The following is a 21796-nucleotide window of genomic DNA, read 5'->3' on the forward strand; positions in this document are numbered from 1 at the left end:
CGAGGCCGGATCCTGGCGGGGCGCCTGGCCATAAGCGGACGCTTTCCGACTCGTAGACTGCCGAGGTGAGATTCGGGGTATTGGGGCCGCTGGCCGCTTGGACGGATCATGGCGAGCCGGTCGCGATCCCCGGCCGCAAGGTGCGGGCGCTGCTGGCGGACCTGCTCGTCCACGAAGGGCGAGCGGTGTCGTCCGACCGGCTCGTCGACGACCTGTGGGGCGACGCGGCGCCGGCCGATCCCACGGCCGCGCTGCAAGTGCGGGTGTCGCAGTTGCGGCGGGCGCTGGCGAACGCCGAGTCCGGGGCGCGCGACCTCGTGGTGTCGCAGCCGCCCGGCTACGCGCTGCGGGCCGCGCCCGGCGCGGTGGACGCGGCGAGGTTCGCGCACCTGGCCGAGTTGGCCCAGGCGGCCGACGACCCGCGGACGACGGCCGGGCTGCTGACCGAGGCCCTGGACCTGTGGCGGGGCCCGGCCCTGGCCGACTTCGCGGACGCGGAGTTCGCGCGGGCCGCCGTGACCCGCTGGGAGGAGCGGCGGCTGGCCGCGGCGGAGGCGCTCGCCGAGGCGCGCCTGGCCCTCGGCGAGCACCGCGAGCTGGTCGCCGAGCTGGGCGAGCAGGTGTCCCGGCAGCCGTACCGGGAGCGGCTGCGCGCGGCGCACATGCGTGCCCTCTACCGGGCGGGCCGGGTGGGCGAGGCGTTGGAGAGCTACCAGGATCTGCGCCGCGGGCTCGCCGACGAGCTGGGGCTCGACCCGAGCCCGGAGCTGACCGCGCTGCACGCGGCGATCCTCGCCGGCGACCCGGCCGAGCGGGCGCCGGCGCCCGTGCCGCGTCCGGTGAGGCCCACCACGAACCTGCCGGCCCCGGTGACCGAGCTGATCGGACGCGACCACGACGTCCGGCGCGTCCGCGAGCTGCTGGCGGCGGGACGGCTCGTCACCCTGACCGGCCCGGGCGGCGTGGGCAAGACCAGCGTCGCGATCGCGACCGCCCGCGCCGCGGCCGACGCGTACCCGGACGGCGTGTGGCTGGTCGACCTGACCGCGTGGGACGGACACGGCGACCCGGCGGAGATCGTGCTGTCCGCCCTGTCCATCCCGGACGCGCCGGGCGACGCGGGCACCGGCGCCGGGGCAAGGCTGGCGGCGGCGCTGCGCGAGCGGCGGACGCTGCTGGTGCTGGACAACTGCGAGCACGTGATCGAGCCGGTCGCCGGGCTGACCGCGGCGCTGCTGCCGGTCGCGCCCGGCCTGCGGGTGCTGGCCGCGAGCCGGGAGCCGCTGCGGCTGCGCGGCGAGGCGCGCTGGGACGTGGCGCCACTCGACGTCCCGGGCACCGACGACCCGGACCGGTTGTCCCGGTCGCCCGCCGTCCGGCTGTTCCTCGCGCGGGCCGGGCTGGACCCGGCGCCGGAGACGGCCGCCGCCGTGGCGGAGGTGTGCCGCCGGCTGGACGGCATCCCGCTCGCCCTGGAACTCGCCGCCACCCGGGTGCCCGCGCTCGGCGTCGCCGAGCTCGCGGCCCGGCTGCGCGTGCCGCGCGACCGGTTCGGCCTGCTCGGCACCGGGCCCCGGGACGCGCCCGCGCGCCAGCGCACCCTGGCCGCGGTGATCGACTGGAGCTGGCGGCTGCTGACCGGTCCGGAGCGGGCCGTGCTGCGCCGCCTCGCCGTCCACTCCGGCGGATGCACGCTCGACGCCGCCGAGGCGCTGTGCGCCGGGGACGAGGTCGAGCCCGGCCAGGTGCTCGACCTGCTCGCCGGGCTCGTGGACCGCTCCCTCGTCGTCCGCGCCGCCGGGCCCCGGTTCCGGCTGCTGGAGACGGTGTCGGCGTTCTGCCACGACCGGCTGCGGGAGGCCGGGGAGGAGGCGGCGCTGCGCCGCCGGCACGCCGACCACTACTTGGCGCTCGCGGCGTCGGCCGACCTGCGGCTTCGCGGCCCTGACCAGCGCGAATGGCTGCTCCGGCTGGACGCCGAGACCGCGAACCTGCGCGCGGCCCTGGACGCCTTCCACCGGGACGGCGCGGCGGACCGCGCGCTGCGCCTGGCCGGGACGCTGACCTGGTACTGGTTCCTGCGCGGCCGGTTCGCCGAGGCCGACCGGGTGCTCGCCGCCGCCCTGGACGCGCCGGGCGAAGCGCCGGCCGGCGTCCGGGCGAAGGCGGCGGCCTGGCACGCCGGGCTGGCGCTCATGCGGGGCCGGTCCGGGGCGGAGCTCGTCGCCGGGGCGCTGCGCGACGCGGAGGCGGTGCCGGACCCGGTCGAACGCGTCCGGGCGCAGTGGTTCCTCGCGAGTTCGATCATCAGCTCGGGCGACGAGACGACCACGACGAAGCTGCTGGCGTCCGCCCTGGACACGGCCCGCGCCGCCGGGGACCGCTGGGGCGAGGCGGCGGTGCTGAGCGTCCGCGCCATGCTCGCCCACATGCGCGGGGACCTGGACGCCCTCGAACACGACGCCCGGCGCGGCGCCGAGCTGTTCGCCGAGCTGGGCGACGAGTGGGGCGTGCTCCAGGCCACGAGCTGGCTGATCGGCCTCGCCGACATGACCGGCGACCACGCCGCGGCGACCCGGCTCGCCCGGGACGGCCTCCGCATCGCCGAGGATCTCGGGCTCTGGTCCGACGCGGCCGACCGGCTGAGCTGGCTCGCCTGGACGTCGGTGCAGGTCGGCGACTACGCGAGCGCCCGCGAGCAGGGCGAGCGGGCGCGCCGGCTGGCGGTGGAGCAGGGCCAGGCCGGGGAGGTGTTCGCCACCCTCTCGGTGGCGTTCGCCGCGCGCCGCGGCGGCGATCTCGACCAGGCGGAGGAGCACCTGCGCCGGCTGCTGGCGACCGCCCGGGGGCTGCAGACCGCGGAGAGCAGCCCGCCGTACCTGCCGATGGTCCTGGCCGAGCTGGGGCTGCTGGCCGCGCGGCGCGGCGACCCGGCGACGGCGCTCGCCCACCACCGCGAGGCGTTCGCGACATGCCGCGACCAGGCCTCGGCGCGCGGGATGGCGTGGGCGCTCACGGGCATGGCGGAGGCGGTGGCGCTGGACGGACGCCCCGGCGCCGCCGCGCGGCTGCTCGGCGCCGCCGAGACCGCGCGGCGCGGGACCATCTTGCCGCCATCGCCCTCCGACCAGGCCGAACTCGACCGGATCACGGCGGCCGTTCGCCGGGCGGAGCCCGATTTCGACGCCCTTTTCAAGCAGGGCGCCGAACTCACGCCCGAACAGGCCCGGACCCTCGCGGACGAGGACCGGGCCTGAACCGCTCACCACCGTCTACTTCGGAACGTAGACGTGCACGGCGATTCCCGACTCGAACCGGTTGACGTCGGCCAGCTTCAGGTGCGTCGTGTCGAAGCCCGCGCCCTCGAACAGGTGCAGGCCGGCCCCGAGGATGACGGGGAAATACCAGAAGTGGAACTCGTCGACCAGGCCGTGCTCGACGAGGGTGCGGTCGAGTTCGCCGGTGCCCCATTTCAGGATGTCCTTGCCCGGCTGCTCCTTGAGCTTGGCGACCTCCTCGGGAACGTCCTTGAGAAGGGTGGCGTTCCACCTGGGGGCCTCCGTCAGTGTCCGCGACGCCACGTACTTGGGCATCGCGTTGATCATGTCGGCGACGGGGTCCCCGGCCCGCGACATCCATGCGTCCGCCATTGCCTCGTAGGTGAGCCGTCCGACGAGGATGGCGTCCGCCCTCTTCATCAAGGAGGCCGAGTAGTTGCCGTGGTCGTCGTCCCAGTAGGGCATGCCCCAGTGCTGCGGCTCCGCTCGGGACGCCGTCGACGGAGTGGTGTCGTTGATGACCCCGTCCAGTGACACGAACGTCGACTCGATCAGCTTGCGCATCGTGCTGCTCCCTCTTCCTTCCGGCGCCTGCCCGGCGCCGGTTTCGATGACTCAAAGCTGCCGGACGGCCCTTACCGTTTCCTTCAGGTCTCCCATCGCCCCGCCGTAAGACGGCTGTCGTGATCGCCAGATCAAGGGCGCGGTGGTGGCGGGTCGCCCTCGGTCCAAGGCGAACGCCCCCATTCGTCGGACGAGTGTGCCGCGGCCGACGATTCGGGCTCGGTCAATTCGTCGGGTTCGACGATGCGGCACGACCGTCGCTCGGCGACGCTCATCGGTGTCGCTTGTGCTCGTCGGTGATTCAAGGAGCTCGAGGGTGGGTCAAGGCACCAGGTCGCCGGTGGAATCGGAGATAGCAGAGGTGTTCGGGTCGGCGGGGGCGCGCGGTTTCCTGCACGCCCGCGAGGTCGGCGTCTGCGATGGCCCCGAGGTCAGTGTCGGCGCTGAGGATCCCGTAGTCCTGGCATCGGTGTTCAAGGTGCCGGTCGCGGTCGCCTACGCGTGCGAGGTGGCCGCGGGGCGGCTCGACGAGAACGAACGGATCACGGTCACGTCGGGGTATCGCATCGGCGGCATCGGCACGGCCGGCTGCGCCGACGACGTGACGATGACATGGCGCGACCTCGTGCTGTTCATGATGACGTTGAGCGACAACGCGGCCACGGACGTCGTCTTCCGCCGCATCGGGAAAGCAGCCGTTGACCAGGTCCTTCGCAACCTCGGGCTACACAGGACGCGGCTGATCGGATGCTGTGCGGATCTGTTCGCCTCGATCGCGGCCGATCTCGGCGGGGACGACCGCCAGGACCCGGACGCCGCGCTCGCCGCGGCTGACCCCCACGAGATCTGGCGACTCGCGGTGCTGGACCCGGCGCGCACGACCGCGTCGACGCCGCGCGAGATCACCACGCTCCTCGACGCCGTCTGGACCGACGGCGCCGGACCGCCGGCAGCGTGTGAGCGGGTACGCGACATCATGGCCAGGCAGGTCTGGCCGCACCGGCTCAGCTCCGGCTTCGAGCCGGACGTCGGCGTCGCCGCGAAGACGGGCACCCTGCCCGCCATCCGCAACGAAGCCGGAGTAGTCAGCTACCCGGACGGCAGGCGGTACGCGGTCGCCGTGTTCACCCGGGCCGACTCGCTGGCCGACCGGTTGCCGAGGGTGGACGCCGCCATCGGTCGCGCGGCCCGGCTCGCCGTCGATGAGCTGCGCTCGGGGCGATAGGCACTCGCCCGCGGGCGGTGGGCGGCCGACCTCGTCCGTTCGGACGAACGACCTGCTGCGATTCGGTGTACGCGACGAAGTCGGCTGTGCCACCGCGTCGATAGCGTCGAGGTCAAGTCCCACTGACGAAGGGGGTCCGGACCATGGGCTCTTACCCGGAACTCCAAGCGCTGCTCGATGAGACGGCCCGGCAGTCCGGAGTACCCGGCGCCGCTGTCGGGATTCTTCATAACGGCGGGGAGAGTCTCCTGTCTACCGGCGTGACCATCACGGACTCCGAGTACGCGGTCGACGAGGACACCCTCTTCATGATCGGGTCCACGACGAAGACGTTCACCGCCGCGCTTCTGGTGGCGCTGGCCGAAGAGGGCCTGCTGGACTTGGACGAACCGGTGGTGGCGTACCTGCCCGACTTGGTCCTGGCGGATCCGGTGGCGCGGGAGGCCGTCACGTCACGACATCTCCTCACCCACACCGGGGGCTTCCTCGGCGACCGCGACATCGAAGCCGGGTGGGGGGACGACGCCCTTGCGGCGGCCGTGAGCCGGTTCGGCGAACTGCCGCAGGTGTTCCCGCCCGGGACCGTGTTCTCCTACAGCAACACCGGGTTCATGCTCGCCGGCCGCTTGGCCGAGGTCGTCGGCGGCGCGTCATACGAGGATCTCGTCCGTACCCGCATCCTCGAACCGCTGCGGATGCGCGATTCCCTGTTCCTGCCGTGGGAGGTGCTCCTCCGCAAGCATTCCGCGGGACACGCCCTCACGGCCGACGGCCCCGCCGTTCCCTCGTCCATGGGACTCAGCCGGGCGGGGAACCCGGAGGGCGGCCTCTGGTCGTCGGCGCGCGATCAGTTGCGTTGGGCGCGCTTCTTCCTCACCGGCGAGGCCGCGGGCACGAAGCCGATCAGCGACGCCGGGCGTGAGCTGATGTGGCGACCGCACCGGCGTGCCGCGCTCGCCTTCGAGGAAGTGGGCCTGAGTTGGCTGCGGACCCGGCACGGCGAGCGCGCCGTGGTCCGCCACGGCGGCAACGTGGGTTTCCTCCAGGTGTCGGAATTCATCACGGTGCCGGGCGAGGACTTCGCGGTCACCGTTCTGACGAACAGCGGCGGAGGCGGCGCGGTCGGCGCCGCGGTCGTGCGGTGGGCCCTGGAGAACGTCGCGGGCATCACCCCGCCGCCGACCGTGCCCACAGTGCCCGTCGATGATCTGTCCGGCTTCGTCGGACGGTTCGAGACGGGGGACCTCGGCTTCGAAATCAGTGTCGCGGGTGAGAACCTCAGCGTGCGGATGACCATTCCGGATGACCAGGACGCGCCTTCGCCGCCGCCGTTCACCGTGGCGTTCGTCGACGACGACGTCTTCGCGCGGGCCGAGGACACCCGGCAACGCACCGGCCGTTTCATCCGAAACGAGGCCGGGCGCGTGACGATGCTCGAATTCGGCGGGCGGACGGCGGTCCGCGTCCGGACCCGGTGAGTCGAGAGCGCCTTCGGGCCGGTTCCTGATTCAGGAACCGGCCCGTTTTTTCATCGCCCGCCGTCGAGCCGACATCCTTCAGCGTGGGGGATCACTGGTGAATACAACGAATCGGCGGCCGCAGATTGTCGTCGCCGACGAACTCCCTGTGTGACACTGTCTCTACCATCAAGCCGCATGGGCAACCTTGAGGACATTCGGGCCTGGCTCGACGAGCGGCTTCCGTCGCTGCTCGAACGGCACGACGTGCCGGGCGCGGGGTGGGCCGTGGCGCAGGGCGACCAGGTGGTCGACGGAGCAGCCGGGTCGCTCAGCAAGGCGACCGGAGTGGCGGCGACCGCGGACTCGGTCTTCCAGATCGGATCGGTCACCAAGCTCTGGACCAGCACCCTGGTCATGCAACTGGCCGACGAGGGCGAGGTCGACCTCGACCAGCCGGTGCGGGCCTACCTGCCGGAGTTCCGCGTCGCCGACGAGGAGGCGGCCGCGCGGATCACCGTCCGGCAGTTGCTCGGCCATACCGCCGGGTTCGAGGGCGACATCCTCACCGACACCGGGGTAGGCGACGACTGCCTGGAGAAGTACGTCGCGACCCTGGGCGAGGTGCCGCAGCTCTTCCCGCCCGGCGAGCGGTTCTCCTACAACAACGCCGGCTACTGCGTGCTCGGCCGGCTCGTGGAGGCGCTGCGCGGGCGGCCGTACGACGCGTGCCTGCGCGAACACCTCATCGCGCCGCTGGGGCTCACCCACACCGCCACCGGTCCCTACGAGGCGATCATGTTCCGCGCCGCGGTGGGCCACATCGAGCCGGAACCGGGCGCCGGATACGCGCCCGCGCCGGTGTGGGCCATGGCGCGGTCGAACGCCCCGGCCGGCTCGATGCTCGCGATGAGGCCCCGGGACCTGGTCGCCTTCGCGCGGACGCACCTCGACGACGGCGTGGCGGCGGACGGCGCCCGGGTGCTGGCCCCGGGGACCGCCGCCCGGATGCGCGAACGGGAGGTCGACCTGCCCGATCTCGGCGTCATGGGGACGTCCTGGGGTCTCGGTTTCGAACGGTTCGACACGCCCGCCGGCGCCATCGTCGGCCACGACGGCAACACCATCGGGCAGGCGGCCTTCCTGCGGATGGTCCCCGACGCCCGGCTGGCCGTCGCGCTCCTGACCAACGGCGGCGACGCCGTCTCGCTCCACCAGGACGTCGCGGGCCGCGTCCTCGGCGAGCTCGCCGATGTCGCCCTGCCCGCCCTCCCCGTCCCGCCCGAGCGGGCTCGGCCGATCGACGCGGAGCGGTACGTCGGCACCTACTCGGCCCAGGCCTTCGACCTCACCGTCAGCCAGGACGGCGACCGGCGGATCTGGATCGAGCAGACCCCCAAGGGAGTCCTCGCGGAGATGGGCGAGCGGGTCAAGCGCACCGAGCTCGTCCACTACCGCGACGACGTGCTGATTCCGGTCCATGCCGACGGCGGCGCGCACACGCCGCACGCGTTCGTGGGCGACGACGGCACCGGCCGCGCGCTGTACCTGCACCTCGGCCGAGCGGTCCGCCGCGCCGGCGCCTGATCACTGATCCCAGCCACGAGAACGTACGGGACGGAACCAAAATGAAACTGAGCACTGTGGGCATCCCCGGCCTCTGCCTCGCGCTGGCCGCGACCGCGCTCGCGGGCTGCGGGGGCGGCTCGAAGGGCGGCGGGAAGGCCGAGGTGGTCGACGGCGGCACCTTCACCCTCGGGCTCTCCTCGGACCCGGGCGCCCTGGACCCGCAGATGGGCGCGGAGAGCGCCCTGAACACCGTCACCCAGTTCGCCTACGACTCGCTGGTCGGCGTCGACGCCGAGACCGGCGAGATCCAGTCGGCGTTGGCCAAGAGCTGGCAGGTCAAGGGCAAGACGGTCACGCTGACGCTCGCCGACGGCATCACCTGCTCCGACGGCGCCCGCCTCACCGCCTCCGACGTGGCGGACAACATCAACTTCGTCGGTGATCCCAAGAACAAGAGCCCCTTCCTGGGCGCCTTCCTCCCGGTCGGCGCCACGGCGAAGGCCGACGACGCCACGCGGGTCGTGACGCTCACGCTGGCCCAGCCCGCCCCGTTCGTCCTCAACGGGCTGTCCATCCTGCCGATCGTCTGTCCCAGCGGCATGAAGAAGCGGTCCTCGCTGAAGACGGCGACGGCCGGCACCGGGCCCTACAAGCTGGTCGAGGCCGCGCCGGGGGACCACTACACCTACGCGATCCGCGACGGCTACACCTGGGGTCCGAACGGTGCGACGACCGCGACGAGGGGCCTGCCGAAGACCGTCGTGATCAAGGTCGTCGAGAACGGGACGACCGCCGCGAACCTGCTGCTCTCGGGCGGGCTGACCGCGGCTCAGATCGTCGGGGCCGACGCGGAGCGGCTGGAGAAGGCGGGCCTGTACGCCGCCAAGACCTCGGCTCTCGTGGGGGAGCAGTGGTACAACCAGCGGGTCGGCCGGCCCACCAGCGACCCGAGGGTCCGCAAGGCCCTGACCCTCGCGATCGACCTCGGCCAGCTGCGGAAGGTGCTCACGTCGGGCCGCGGCACCGCGGCCACCACGCTGGCCGCGAACGAGCCGGTCGCCTGCCGCGGCGACTCGGTCTCCCGCGCGCTGCCGGGCCACGACCCGCAGGCGGCGGGCGCGCTGCTCGACCAGGCGGGCTGGACCAAGGGGAGCGACGGCATGCGCGCCAAGGGCGGCAAGCCGCTGGCGCTGACCTTCCTGTACCAGAACAACAACGGCACCGGCGGCGACGCCGCGGCCGAACTGGCGGTGCGGCAGTGGAAGGCGGTCGGTGTGAAGGCCACCGCGCACAGCCAGAACGAGACCACGCTGACCGGCACCCTCTTCGGCGCCGGGGACTGGGACGTCACCTGGGTCCCCGTCAACGTCATCGCGCCGGACCAACTCGTGCCCTTCCTCTCCGGGCCGGCGGCGCCGGACGGGAACAACTTCGCCGGGATCTCCGACCCCGACTACGACGCGGCGGTGAAGTCGGCGATGGGGGTCCAGGGCGTGGCCGGGTGCCGCGACTGGCTCGCCGCCGAATCCGGCCTGATCGCCAAGGGGGACGTCGTGCCGTTCGCCAACAACGTCGTGCGCACGTTCGGCAGGTCCGCGGAATTCCAGACGCCCGGCCAGCTCGTCCCGACCAGCATCCGCATGCTGGCGAAGTAGCGAAGGGCGGCAGTGGACATGTCGGTGACCTCGACCGCCCCGGGCGGGCCCGCGGACCTGGCGCGACCGCGGTTCTGGGCCCGTCCGTGGGTGCGGTTCGGCGTCCGGCGCCTCGGGCGGCTGCTGATCTCGCTGTGGGTGCTGGTGACGGCGTCCTTCGCCATGATCCACCTCATCCCCGGGGATCCGGTCCGGGGAGCGCTCGGCCCCACCGCGCCGGCGGACCTGGTCGAGGCGCGCCGGCGCGCCCTGGGCCTGGACGACCCGATCCACGTCCAGTACCTCCACTACCTGAAGGGGCTGCTCACCGGAGACCTCGGCACATCGCTCGTCGCGCGGCTGCCCGTCTCCGATGTGGTGGCCCAGCGGCTGCCGGCCACGCTCTCCCTGGCCGTGCTCGCCTTCCTGGCGGCCGTGGTCGCGGCGATACCGCTGGGCGTCGTCGCGGGCGTGCTGACCCGGCGCGGTCGCGGGCGGCGGACCGAGCTCGCCTTCACCGCGGCCAGCGTCGTCGTGGCGACCGTTCCGGACTTCCTGATCGGCGTCGTGCTGGTCTACGTGTTCGGGATCCAGCTCGGGTGGCTGCCCGTCGCCGGTGACGAGAGCGCGGCGGCGTACGCGCTGCCGGTGCTCTCGCTGGCGATCGGGCCGGCGGCGATCCTCGCCCGGATCGTCCGCGTCGAGATGGTCGGCGTGATCGAGGCGGACTTCGTCCGCACGGCGCGGGCCAAGCGCCTGCCCGCCCGGACGATCTACTTCGGCCACGCCCTGCCCAACGCGGTCACGGCCGCACTGACGATGGGCGGGCTGCTGCTGAGCGCGATGGTCGCCGGGACCGTCCTGGTCGAGAACATCTTCGCCTGGCCGGGCCTCGGCAGCACGATCGTGCGGTCCATCCTCACCAAGGACTACCCGGTGGTGCAGGCGATCGTGCTCGTGTACGGCGTCGGCGTGCTGATCATCAATCTCGTCATCGACGTCGCCCTCGCCCTGCTCGATCCCCGCTCGAAGATCCGGGAGGACTGACGGATGCAAGGACGCTGGACCCGAGTCGTCCGTACCCCACTGGGCCTCGCCGCGACCGCGCTCGTGGCGGCGGTCGTCGCCCTGGCCGTCCTCGGGCCGGTGCTGTGGGGCGCCGACGCCGACGCCGTCGATCCCGGCGACACCCTGGCCCGGCCGTCCGGCCGGCACTGGGCGGGGACGGACAGCCTCGGCCGGGACATCCTCCTCCGGGTCCTCGTCGCCTCCCGGCTGTCGATCGTGCTCGCCCTGCTCGCCATCGTGATCTCGGCGGTCTTCGGGCTGCTGCTCGGCTCGGCGCCGTTCGTGCTCGGCCGCCGCCTCGGCCGGCTGGTGTCGGCCGGGGTGGGCATAGCCGTCGCGTTCCCCGGGCTGCTGCTGGCGCTGTTCTTCGCGGTCGTGTTCGGCGTCGGCGCCACCGGCGCGGTCCTCGCCATCGGGCTCGCGGGCGCGCCCGCGTTCGCGCGCCTCACCCAGACGCTCGTCGCCGGGGTCGCCGCGCGGGACTACGTCGCGGCCGCCCGGACGATGGGGATCGGCCGCCCCCGGATCCTGGTCCGCCATGTGCTGCCGAACATCGCCGAACCGCTGATCGTCAACGCCACCATCGGCGCCGGGACCGCGCTGCTGTCCTTCGCCGGCCTGTCGTTCCTCGGCCTCGGCGTCCAATCGCCCTCCTACGACTGGGGCCGCCTGCTCTACGAGGGCATCGGCAACATGTACGTGAACGCGGCCGCGGCGCTCGCCCCGGGAGCGGCGCTGTTGCTGGCCGGGCTGGCGTTCAACCTCTTCGGCGAGGCGGTCGCCCACGGTCTCGGCGTACCGGTCGGCAAGGGCCTGCGCGGGCTCCCCGCCACGCGCGCCGGGTCGGCGGCCGGGCCCGCGCGCACCGACCGCGGCGAGGAGGGCGGGCCGTCGGATGTGGTGCTCGACGTCCGCGACCTTGAGGTCACCGTCTCCGGGCCGTCGGGTCCGGTGCGACCCGTCCGGGGCGTCTCATTCGACGTGCGCCGCGGCGAGGCGGTGGGCATCGTCGGGGAGTCGGGTTCCGGCAAGTCCATGACCGCCCTCGCGGTGACCCGGCTGCTCGCCGACCACAGCCGCGTGGACGCCTCCCGGCTCGAATTCCTCGGAAACGACCTGCTCGGGCCCGACACCGCGGCCCGGCGCCGGATGCTGGGCACCAGGCTGGCCATGGTCTTCCAGGACCCCATGACCGCGTTCAACCCCGTCCGCCGGATCGGCGCCCAGCTCGCGGAAGCGGCCGCGCACCACCAGGGCATGGGCCGCCGGGAGGCGACGGCCCGCGCGGTCGACCGGTTGAGCGCGGTCCGGATCCCCGACGCGGACGCGCGGGCGCGCCAGTATCCCCATGAGTTCTCCGGCGGGATGCGCCAGCGGGCGATGATCGGCATGGGGCTGATGGGCGCCCCGGCGCTGATCGTCGCGGACGAGCCGACCACCGCCCTCGACGTCACCGTCCAGCGGCAGGTGCTGGACCTGCTCGCCGCGATCCGCGCGGCCGACGACGTCGCGCTGGTCCTGATCAGCCATGACGTCGCGGTGGTCCGCGAGGTCTGTGACCGGGTCCTCGTGATGTACGCCGGCCGGATCGTCGAGGACCTGCCGGCCGCCGAGCTGGCCACCGCCGCCCGGCGGCACCCCTACACCCGGGCGCTGGTGGACACGGTGCCCGACATGACCACCGACCCGGCCGAGCCGCTCGCGACGATCCCGGGCCGGCCGGTCGACCCGGGCGACGTGCCGCCCGGCTGCGCCTACGCCGACCGCTGCCCGCTCGCCGACGCCCGCTGCCGGGCCGAGGACCCGCCGCTGGCGGCCGACCCGGGCGAGTCGCGCCATCGCGTCGCGTGCTGGCACGCGGACGAGCCGCTGCCGGACCGGCCTGTCGAGCGGGACACCGACGAGCTGGTGGAGTCGCCATGAACGAGCTGCGCTTCGAGGACGTCACGGTCCGCTACGGCCACAAGACCGCCGTGGACGGGGTCGACCTGACGGTCCCGGACCGCGCGGTGGTCGGGCTCGTCGGCGAGTCGGGCTCCGGCAAGTCCACGCTGGCCCGGGCCGCCGTCGGGCTGGCTCCGCTCAGCCGCGGCCGGATCACCCTCGGCGGCGCGCCGGTTCCGACCCGCGGCCGGCCGCGTCCGCTGCAGATGGTCTTCCAGGACCCGTACTCGTCGTTCGACCCGCGGATGACGGTCGGCGCCAGCGTGGCCGAGGCGATGCCGCCGGGAGCCTCGCGCGCCGAGCGGCGGGCCGAGGTCGAGCGGCTGCTCGAACTGGTGCACCTGAACCCGTCCTGCGCCGATGCCGTCCCGTCCCGGCTGTCGGGCGGTCAGCGCCAGCGGGTCGCGCTGGCGCGGGCGCTGGCGGCGCGCCCGCGCGTGATCATCGCCGACGAGATCACGTCCGCGCTGGACGTGTCGGTCCAGGGGGCGGTGCTCAACCTCCTCCGCGGGCTCCAGCACGAGCTGGGCCTGGCGGTCCTGTTCATCTCCCACAACCTCGCGGTCGTCCGCTACGTCGCCTCGCACGTCGCGGTCATGCGAGGCGGCCGGCTCGTGGAGCAGGGACCCATGACGAGCGTGCTCAGCGAACCCAGCCACGAATACACGCGCGAACTGCTCGCCGCCGTACCCGGGCGAACGACACGAAGGAGCAAGCCATGAGCCGACGACCGCGCATCGAGGACCTCACCGACCTGGCGGTCCCGTCGCAACCCGCGCTGTCGCCGGACGCGCGCCGGGTCGCCTACACACTCCGGACCCTGGACCGCGACCGCGACCGCACCGTCGACCAGCTCTGGCTGGTCGACGCGGACGGCGGGGCGCCCCGCCGCCTCACCTCCGGTCCGGCCGACGCCGCGCCGGCCTGGTCGCCGGACGGTCGCCGGCTCGCCTTCCTCAGAGAAGGACAGGTAGCCGTGCTCGACGCCGGGGGAGGGGAGCCCGAGCGGGTGACCGATCTGCCGCTCGGGGCCGGGGCCCCGCGCTGGAGCCCGGACGGCCGCCGGCTCGCCTTCGCCGCGCCGGTCGACCCGACCGGCGGCGCGCTGGGGCCGATGGTCTCCGACGGCCTCGACTACCAGACCGACGGCGCGGGGTTCCACGGTCCGGTGCGGTGGCAACTGCACGTCCTCGACCTGGACGGCGGCGAGGTCCGGCAGCTCACCGACGGCCCGGAGAGCGCCGGCGACCCGGCCTGGTCGCCGGACGGCTCCGTTCTCGCCTTCGTCCGCAAGGCCGGCGCCGGCAGCGACCTGGTGCACCGCAGCCCGGTGCACCTGCTGGAGGTGGACGCCCCGCACGCCCGGCCGCGAGTGCTCGCCTTCGCGGACGGGGCGGCCGCCACCGTGGGCTGGGCCCCCGACGGCACGGCGCTGCTCGTGGCCGGGTGGCCGGGCGACCCCGTCGGGCACGCCCGCCTGTACCGCGTCCGCGTCACCGACGGCGCGGTCGCCGACCTCTCCGGCGCACTCGACCGCAACGTGATGACCGGCGCCCCCGCCTATCCCGGCGGCCTGCCGCAGGAGCACGAGGACCGGGTCTTCTTCTGCCTGCGCGACCACGGCTGCACCCACCTGTGGTCGGTCATGACCGACGGCGGCGACGCGCGCCCGGACGTGGCCGGGCCCGGCAGGGTCGTCTCGGGGCTGTCGGTCGCGGGCGGCCGCGCCGCGGTCGCGCTCACCACGCCCACGTCGTTCGGGGAGATCGCGGTCGTGGACCTGACGACCGGGGCGGAAACGGTGCTGACCGACCATGGCGCCGCACTCGCCGACGTGGACCCGTACCCGCGCGAAGAACGCTGGTTCACCATCTCCGACGGCACCGAGGTGCAGGCGTGGCTGATGTACGACCCCGCGCGCGGCGGCCCGTGGCCGCTGCTGCTCGACGTGCACGGCGGCCCGCACAACGCGTGGAACACGGCCGCGGACGAGATCCACCTCTACCACCACGAGCTGGTCGACCGCGGTTGGGCGGTGCTGCTGGTCAATCCGCGCGGCAGCGACGGATACGGCGAGGCGTTCTACGACGGCGTCCACGGCGGCTGGGGCGTCGCGGACGCGGCCGACTTCCTGGAGCCGATCGACCGGCTCGTCGCCGAGGGGTTCGCGGACCCGGACCGGCTCGCGGTGGCGGGCTACAGCTACGGCGGTTTCATGACCTGCTGGCTGACCGGCCACGACGACCGGTTCGCGGCGGCCGTCGCCGGGGGCACGGTCGGCGACCTGGTGAGCATGGCGGGCTCCAGCTTCGAGGGCCACTTCCTCAGCGCCTACGAACTCGGCGGCCTCCCGTGGCAGAAGCCCGCGGAGTACGCCGCCATGTCGCCGTTCACCCGCGTGGCCGACGTGCGCACGCCGACCCTGCTCCTGCACGGCGACGCGGACCTGGTCTGCCCGGTCGGGCAGGCGCAGCAGTGGCACACGGCGCTGCGCCAGCAGGGCGTCCCCACCCGGCTGGTCGTCTACCCGGGCGCCTCGCACGTGTTCATCCTGCTCGGCCCGCCCTCGCAGCGGCTCGACTTCAACCACCGCGTGCTGGACTGGCTCGAACAGCACACCCGCCGGGGCGGCCGGGCCCGCGTGGACGCCGCCCACTGGCGGCGTCGGCTGGCCCGGCTCTCCGAGCGGCACAACGTGCCGGGCGCGCAGCTCGCCATCCTCCGCGTCGGGACGAACGGATCAAGCGACGAGCTGGTCGAGGCCGCCCACGGCGTCCTCAACGTCCGCACCGGCGCACCGGTCGGCACCGACTCGCTGTTCCAGATCGGCTCGATCACCAAGGTCTGGACCGCGACCCTGGCGATGGCCCTGGTCGACGAGGGATTGCTCACGCTGGACGCCCCGGTCGCCGAGGTTCTGCCGGAGCTGCGCCTCGCCGACCCGGACGTCACGAAGTCGGTCACGTTGCGGCACCTGCTCAACCACACCAGCGGCATCGACGGCGACGTGTTCACCGACACCGGCCGCGGCGACGACTGCCTGGAGAAATACGTCGCCGTCCTCGGCGACGCCGGGCAGAACCACCCGCCGGGCGCGACCTTCTCCTACTGCAACTCGGGCTACTCGCTGCTGGGCCGGATGATCGAGAAGGTCACCGGGCAGACCTGGGACCAGGCGCTGCGCGATCGGCTCCGCGTCCCGCTCGGGCTGACGCACACGGTGACCCTGCCCGAGGAGGCGCTGCTCTTCTCCGCCGCGGCCGGTCACGACGAGCACGACGGCGAGATCGTCCCGGCCCCCGCCTGGTCGCTGCCCCGCTCGCTCGGCCCGGCCGGGCTGATCGTCTCCACCGCCGCCGAGGTGCTGGCCTTCGCGCGCCTGCACCTGACCGGCGGCGTCGCGTCCGACGGCACGCGCGTCCTCAGCGCGGAGAGCGCCGCCGCCATGGCCGCGCACCAGGCGGACCTGCCCGACAAGCACATCCTCGGTGACTCCTGGGGGCTCGGCTGGGTCCGGTTCGGCTGGGACGGGCACCGCCTGATCGGCCACGACGGCAACACACTCGGGCAGTCCGCGTTCCTGCGGATGCTGCCCGCGCAGGGGCTCGCCGTCGCCCTGCTCACCAACGGGGGCCACGCCCGCGACCTGTACGAGGACCTGTACCGGGAGATCTTCGCGGAGGTCGCCGGCGTCGCGATGCCGCGGCCGTTCGCGCCACCGCCGGAACCGGTGACCGCCGACGTGGCGCGCCACGTCGGCGTCTACGAGCGGGCCGGAGTGCGGATCGAGGTCGAGAACGGCCCGGCGGGGCCGCTGATCCGGACCACCATCACCGGGCCGCTCGCCGAGCTGGTGCCGGACCCGGTCGACGAGCACCCGCTGGTCCCCGTCGGCCCGGATCTGTTCGCCGTCAAGCCGCCCGGGGCGCAGACCTGGGAGCCGGTCGTCTTCTATGAACTGCCGACGGGCGAGCCGTACGTGCACACCGGTGTTCGCGCGACCCCGAAGGCGGGCCGGTGACGGCCGTCCTCCGCGACATGGTCACCGACGCGCGCACCCTCATCGAGTGCGAGTCGCCCTCCGGCGACCGGGCCGCCGTCGCGCGCTCGGCCGAGGTCGTCGCGCGGGTCGGCGCCGCCCGCCTCGGCGTCGCGCCCGAGCGGATCGTGCTGGACGGTCGCACCCACCTGCGCTGGCGGCTCGGCACGGGACCGTCACGGGTCCTGCTGCTCGGCCACCACGACACGGTCTGGCCGCTCGGCTCGCTGGCCGACCACCCGTGCGCCGTCGAGGGCGGCATCCTGCGCGGACCCGGCTGCTTCGACATGAAGGCCGGGCTGGTCATGGCGTTCCACGCGGCCGCCGGCCTCGACGGCGTCACCCTGCTCGTGACCGGCGACGAGGAGGTCGGCTCGCCCAGCTCCCACCGACTGGTCGAGCGGGAGGCCAGGGCGGCGGCAGCGGCCCTGGTGCTCGAGGCGTCCGCCGGCGGCGCCCTCAAGACCGAGCGCAAGGGCGCCTCGCAGTACGAGGTGCGCGTGACCGGGCGCGCCGCCCACGCCGGGCTTGAGCCCGAGCGGGGCGTGAACGCCACCCTTGAGCTCGCCCGCCAGGTGCTGGCCGTCGCCGCGCTCTCCGACCAGGAGGCCGGTACCACGGTCACGCCGACCGTCGCCCGCGCGGGCGCCACCGCCAACACCGTCCCGGCGGAGGGAGTGTTCGCGGTCGACGTACGGGCCAGAACCGTGGCGGAACAGGAGCGGGTCGACCGGGCGCTCCGCGCCCTGCGGGCCGGGACGCCCGGGGCGCGCGTCGAGACGACCGCCGGGTCGAGCCGGCCCCCGCTCGAAGCGGCCGCCTCGGCGCCGCTCTACGAGCTGCTCTGCCGGATCGCCGCGCGGCGGGGACTGCCCGAGCCCGCCCGGGCCGCGGTCGGCGGCGCGTCCGACGGGAACCTCACCGCCGGCGTCGGCACACCCACCCTGGACGGCCTCGGCGCGGTCGGCGGCGGCGCGCACGCCGACGACGAGCACGTGCTGATCGAGGAGATGCCGCCGCGCACCTCGCTGTTGCGCGCGCTGGTCGAACGACTGCTGGCGGACCCGCCGGGCCCGCTCGCCACGTCCGCCGCGGGGCGCCCGCGGGACCCCCGACACGCTGAGGAGCGGGAACGCCGTGACCGATAGCAGCGCAACGGCAGCGGAGCCGGTGCTGGACCACGCGCTGCGGGCCGCGGACGCCGCGGCGCGGGCCGCCGGCGTCTCGGTGCGCGAACTCTCCGGACTCGCCGAGCTCACCGACCTCGTCGGGCTGTTCGGCGCCATCTGGGGCCGCTCCGCGAACCCGCCGGTGACCATCGACCTGCTGCGCGCCTTCGCCAAGGCGGGCAACTACGTGGTCGGCGCCTTCGACGGCGACCGCCTGGTCGGCGCCTGCGTGGGGTTCTTCCACGCCCCGGCGGGCGGCGCCCTCCACAGCCACATCGCCGGCGTCTCCCCGGCCGCCGCCGGCCGCGGCGTCGGCTTCGCGCTCAAACTGCACCAGCGGGCGTGGGCGCTGCTGCGCGGCGTCTCCGAGATCGCCTGGACGTTCGACCCGCTGGCCGCTCGGAACGCCTACTTCAACCTCGTCAAGCTGGCCGCGCGACCGGTCGAGTACCTGCCGGACTTCTACGGCCCGATGCTGGACGCCCTCAACGGCGACGACTACTCCGACCGGCTTCTCGTGCGCTGGCGGCTCCGCGACGGGGACGGGGGCCTCGCCGGACCCGCGAGCGGCGTCGGCGGCATCGCCGAAACCGAGCTCAGAGCGGGCGCCGTCGTCGCGCTGGGCATCGCCGAGGACGGCGGCCCGGTCCCCGGCGGGCTCGACGGCGCGACCTCGCTCGTCGCCGTGCCCCCGGACATCGCGGCGCTCCGCGCGGCGGAGCCGGAGCTGGCGCGGCGCTGGCGCCTCGCCGTCCGCGCGGCGCTCATCGACCTGACCGGCCGGGGCGGCCGGATCGACGGCTTCGACCGGACCGGCTGGTACGTCGTACGGAGGGAATCATGAACATCACCGGTGTAGAACTGCGCCGAATCTCCATGCCGCTGGTAGCGCCGTTCCGCACGTCGTTCGGCACCGAGAGCGTCCGGGACGTCCTGCTCGTCCGCGTGATCGCCGACGACGCCGAGGGCTGGGGCGAGTGCGTGGCGATGACCAGCCCCCGGTACTCCGCCGAATACGTCGACGCGGCCGCGGACGTGCTGCGCCGGTTCCTCGTCCCGGCGGTGATGGCGGCCGGGCTGTCGGCGGCACGCTCCGTCGCCGAGGTCCTCGCCCCGTTCAAGGGTCACCGCATGGCCAAGGCGGCCCTCGAAATGGCGGTGCTGGACGCCGAACTGCGCGCGGAGAACCGCTCGTTCGGCCGCGAGCTCGGCGCCGTGCGCGAACGGGTTCCGTGCGGTGTGTCGGTCGGGATCATGGACAGCGTTCCCGAGCTCCTCGACGCCGTCGAGGGCTACCTCGCCGAGGGCTACGTCCGCGTCAAGCTCAAGATCGAGCCCGGCTGGGACGTCGAGCCGGTGCGCGCGGTCCGCGAGCGGTACGGCGACGATCTGCTGCTCCAGGTGGACGCCAACACCGCCTACACCCTGGCCGACGCGCGGCAGCTCGCCCGGCTGGACCCCTTCGACCTCCTGCTGATCGAGCAGCCCCTCGACGAGGAGGACATGCTCGGCCACATGGAACTGGCCAAGCGGGTCCGGACGCCGATCTGCCTGGACGAGTCCATCGCCTCCGCCCGCGACGCCGTGGCCGCGATCCGGCTCGGCGCCTGCCGCGTGGTGAACATCAAGCCCGGTCGGGTCGGCGGATACCTGGAGGCCCGCCGGATCCACGACGTCTGCGTGGCGCACGGCGTTCCGGTGTGGTGCGGCGGGATGCTCGAAACCGGCCTCGGCCGGGCCGCCAACGTCGCGCTCGCCGCCATGCCCGGGTTCACCCTGCCCGGCGACACCTCGGCGTCGGGGCGGTACTACGCCTCGGACATCACCGAGCCGTTCGTGCTCGACGACGGCCACCTCGATGTCTCCACCGGCCCCGGGCTCGGCCTGGCCCCGGTGCCGGACCGGCTCGCCGAGGTCACCACCGCGAGTGAGTGGCTCACCTTGTGAACGGTTGACCACGACGAAGGCCCACTGGGCATGACGGTTCCGACTTGGTGGCAATCCAGTGCTTACTTACCATGAGACGGTGGAGCAGCATGTCAGCACCGCGCGTCCCCGCAGGAGCCTGGGCCGGGTCGTGGACGACCTCGGCGCGACCCTGCTCGAACTCGCGTACGGCGACCCCGACCGTCCCGGCGAGATCAGCGCCGTCGTCTTCCACGACCCGCTCGACCAGCCGGTGCTTCCGCCGCATGCCCTGGTGCTCGGCGTCGGGGTGGACGCTTCGGACCAGGTGGCCGCGCTCATACGCGTGCTGGGGCGCCAGAACGCGGCCGCGCTCGTCCTCCGCGCGCCGATCTCGCTCACCGACGAGGTGCGGGCCGCCGCGGACGAGGCGGCGGTCACCGTGCTCGGCCTGCGCCGCGGGGCGCCGTGGGGCCACTTGAGCGAGCTGCTCCGCTCCCTGCTCACCCAGGGCACGGGAGCGGTGCCTCCCGAGGAGGAGTCGCTCGGCGGGCTGCCCGCGGGCGACCTGTTCGCGGTCGCCAACGCGATCGCGGCGCTCCTCGACGCGCCGATCACCATCGAGGACCGCAGCTCCCGCGTGCTCGCCTTCTCCGGCCGCCAGGACGAGGCCGACCCGTCCCGCGTCGAGACGATCCTCGGCCGGCAGGTGCCGGAGCGGTACGCGCGCGTCCTGCACGAGCGCGGGGTCTTCCGGGAGCTGCTCCGCAGCGGCCAGCCCGTCTTCATCCAACCCACCCTTGACGGGATAGGCGGCTTGACGCTGCCGCGCGTCGCCATCTCCGTGCGCGCGGGGGACGAGGTGCTCGGTTCCATCTGGGCGGCGGTGCCCGCCCGGCTCAGCGAGGAGCGTGAGGAGGCGCTGCGCGAGTCGGCCAAGCTGGTCGCGCTGCACATGCTCAGGGTCCGCGCCGGCGCCGACGTGCAGCGGCGGATGCGGGCCGACCTGCTGAGCACCGCGCTCGAAGGCGGCGCCGCCGCGGGTGAGGCGCTCGAACGGCTCGGATTGTCGGGTCAGGCGCTGCTCGTGCTCGGCGTGGCTCTCGACGAGCGGAGCCCGCGCTACGACGGCTTGGACAGCGCGGCCGTGGTCCATGAGCGACAGCAGCTCAGCGACGCGTTCGCCCTGCACCTGTCCGCGATCCACCCCCGGTCGGCCGCGGCGGCGGTCGGAGCGGTCAGCTACGGACTGGTGCCCCTGACCGGGGCCGCGGAGAAGGCCGAGACCCGCGCGGTGCGGATCCTTCAGGACTTCCTGGGCAGGGTGGGCGACCGGCTGCCGCCGATCACCGCGGTGGGACCGGTGGCGTTCGGCCTGCCCGACGTCGCCCACAGCCGCTCCTGCGTCGACCGGGTTCTGCGGGTGCTCCGCGACGGAGGCCCCCACCGGCGGATCGGCCGCTTCGACGAACTGCAGGGCGAAGCATTGATCTCGGAGTTGCGCGACCTCGCCACGGCTCGAAGCGAGCGGCCGACGGGCGCGCTGGCGCGGCTGGCCGACTACGACCGCCGGCACCGCGGCAACCTCGTCCAGACCCTCCGCGCATGGCTGTACGCGTTCGGGGACGTCGCGGCGGCCTCCGAATCGGTCGCCGTCCACCAGAACACATTCCGGTACCGGCTCCGGCGGGCCGCTGAGGTCGGGCAGTGCGATCTCAACGATCCCGACCAGAGATTCGCCATGATGGTGCAACTACAGGTGCTCTGCGCCGACGCGCCCCCGCCCCCATGAGCCTGGCGGTCGGCCTGGGATGGCGCCCCCAGGTCCGTGCTAACGCCAGGCAGGTCGTACTGCTTGTTCGGGGCCTGAAATCGGCCGCGCACCGAGTGGGCACACACCACGGTCTAGATCGGGCGCTGACCATGGAGCGTGTCGTCACGCCG

Annotated in this window: 14 protein-coding genes; 13 read left to right on the forward strand and 1 reads right to left on the reverse strand. The window is 73.9% G+C overall.

Features of this window, described 5'->3' with window-relative positions:
* Positions 1–65: 65 nt before the first annotated feature.
* Positions 66–3257, forward strand: coding sequence for an AfsR/SARP family transcriptional regulator (locus tag ACH01S_RS20440; protein WP_067893590.1), 3192 nt, complete (start codon positions 66–68; stop codon positions 3255–3257).
* A 15-nt stretch (positions 3258–3272) separates the two neighbouring features.
* On the opposite strand, the gene ACH01S_RS20445 is transcribed toward ACH01S_RS20440, so the two are convergent.
* Positions 3273–3842, reverse strand: a complete 570-nt coding sequence (locus ACH01S_RS20445) for a dihydrofolate reductase family protein (protein WP_067893596.1) — start codon at positions 3840–3842, stop codon at positions 3273–3275.
* Between the two features lie 340 nt (positions 3843–4182).
* Here ACH01S_RS20445 and ACH01S_RS20450 point away from each other — a divergent pair, with 340 nt between their 5' ends.
* The 12 genes from ACH01S_RS20450 to ACH01S_RS20505 all read left to right on the forward strand — a co-directional run bounded on the left by ACH01S_RS20450 (position 4183) and on the right by ACH01S_RS20505 (position 21644).
* Positions 4183–5067, forward strand: coding sequence for a serine hydrolase (locus ACH01S_RS20450; RefSeq protein ID WP_148344240.1), 885 nt, complete (start codon positions 4183–4185; stop codon positions 5065–5067).
* 143 nt (positions 5068–5210) lie between these two features.
* The gene (locus tag ACH01S_RS20455; protein WP_067893600.1) at positions 5211–6545 is read left to right on the forward strand and encodes a serine hydrolase domain-containing protein; all 1335 of its coding nucleotides are present in this window, start codon (positions 5211–5213) and stop codon (positions 6543–6545) included.
* A gap of 177 nt (positions 6546–6722) precedes the next feature.
* On the forward strand, positions 6723–8111 hold the full coding sequence (locus tag ACH01S_RS20460) for a serine hydrolase domain-containing protein (RefSeq protein WP_067893602.1): 1389 nt from the start codon (positions 6723–6725) through the stop codon (positions 8109–8111).
* Positions 8112–8152: 41 nt separating this feature from the next.
* The gene (locus ACH01S_RS20465) at positions 8153–9748 is read left to right on the forward strand and encodes an ABC transporter substrate-binding protein (RefSeq protein WP_067893603.1); all 1596 of its coding nucleotides are present in this window, start codon (positions 8153–8155) and stop codon (positions 9746–9748) included.
* An 18-nt stretch (positions 9749–9766) separates the two neighbouring features.
* Positions 9767–10774: an ABC transporter permease gene (locus ACH01S_RS20470; RefSeq protein WP_083980939.1), complete on the forward strand. Its 1008-nt coding sequence runs from the start codon at positions 9767–9769 to the stop codon at positions 10772–10774.
* 3 nt (positions 10775–10777) lie between these two features.
* Positions 10778–12718 (forward strand): dipeptide/oligopeptide/nickel ABC transporter permease/ATP-binding protein, encoded by a 1941-nt coding sequence (locus ACH01S_RS20475; protein ID WP_067893606.1) that lies wholly within the window; start codon positions 10778–10780, stop codon positions 12716–12718.
* Positions 12715–13461, forward strand: coding sequence for an ABC transporter ATP-binding protein (locus tag ACH01S_RS20480; RefSeq protein ID WP_067893608.1), 747 nt, complete (start codon positions 12715–12717; stop codon positions 13459–13461). Before ACH01S_RS20475 ends, ACH01S_RS20480 begins: the two co-directional genes overlap by 4 nt.
* Positions 13458–16760, forward strand: coding sequence for a serine hydrolase (locus ACH01S_RS20485; protein ID WP_067893609.1), 3303 nt, complete (start codon positions 13458–13460; stop codon positions 16758–16760). The genes ACH01S_RS20480 and ACH01S_RS20485 overlap by 4 nt, the downstream gene beginning before the upstream one ends.
* Positions 16757–17926: a M20/M25/M40 family metallo-hydrolase gene (locus ACH01S_RS20490; RefSeq protein WP_067893611.1), complete on the forward strand. Its 1170-nt coding sequence runs from the start codon at positions 16757–16759 to the stop codon at positions 17924–17926. Before ACH01S_RS20485 ends, ACH01S_RS20490 begins: the two co-directional genes overlap by 4 nt.
* Positions 17916–18791, forward strand: coding sequence for a GNAT family N-acetyltransferase (locus ACH01S_RS20495; RefSeq protein ID WP_148344070.1), 876 nt, complete (start codon positions 17916–17918; stop codon positions 18789–18791). The genes ACH01S_RS20490 and ACH01S_RS20495 overlap by 11 nt, the downstream gene beginning before the upstream one ends.
* The gene (gene menC, locus ACH01S_RS20500) at positions 18788–19894 is read left to right on the forward strand and encodes an o-succinylbenzoate synthase (RefSeq protein ID WP_067893615.1); all 1107 of its coding nucleotides are present in this window, start codon (positions 18788–18790) and stop codon (positions 19892–19894) included. The genes ACH01S_RS20495 and menC overlap by 4 nt, the downstream gene beginning before the upstream one ends.
* Before the next feature lie 79 nt (positions 19895–19973).
* Positions 19974–21644: a helix-turn-helix domain-containing protein gene (locus ACH01S_RS20505; RefSeq protein WP_067893617.1), complete on the forward strand. Its 1671-nt coding sequence runs from the start codon at positions 19974–19976 to the stop codon at positions 21642–21644.
* Positions 21645–21796 lie beyond the last annotated feature (152 nt).

Origin of the sequence: Actinomadura chibensis NBRC 106107 (assembly GCF_001552135.1) — a bacterium.
Classification (GTDB): domain Bacteria; phylum Actinomycetota; class Actinomycetes; order Streptosporangiales; family Streptosporangiaceae; genus Spirillospora; species Spirillospora chibensis.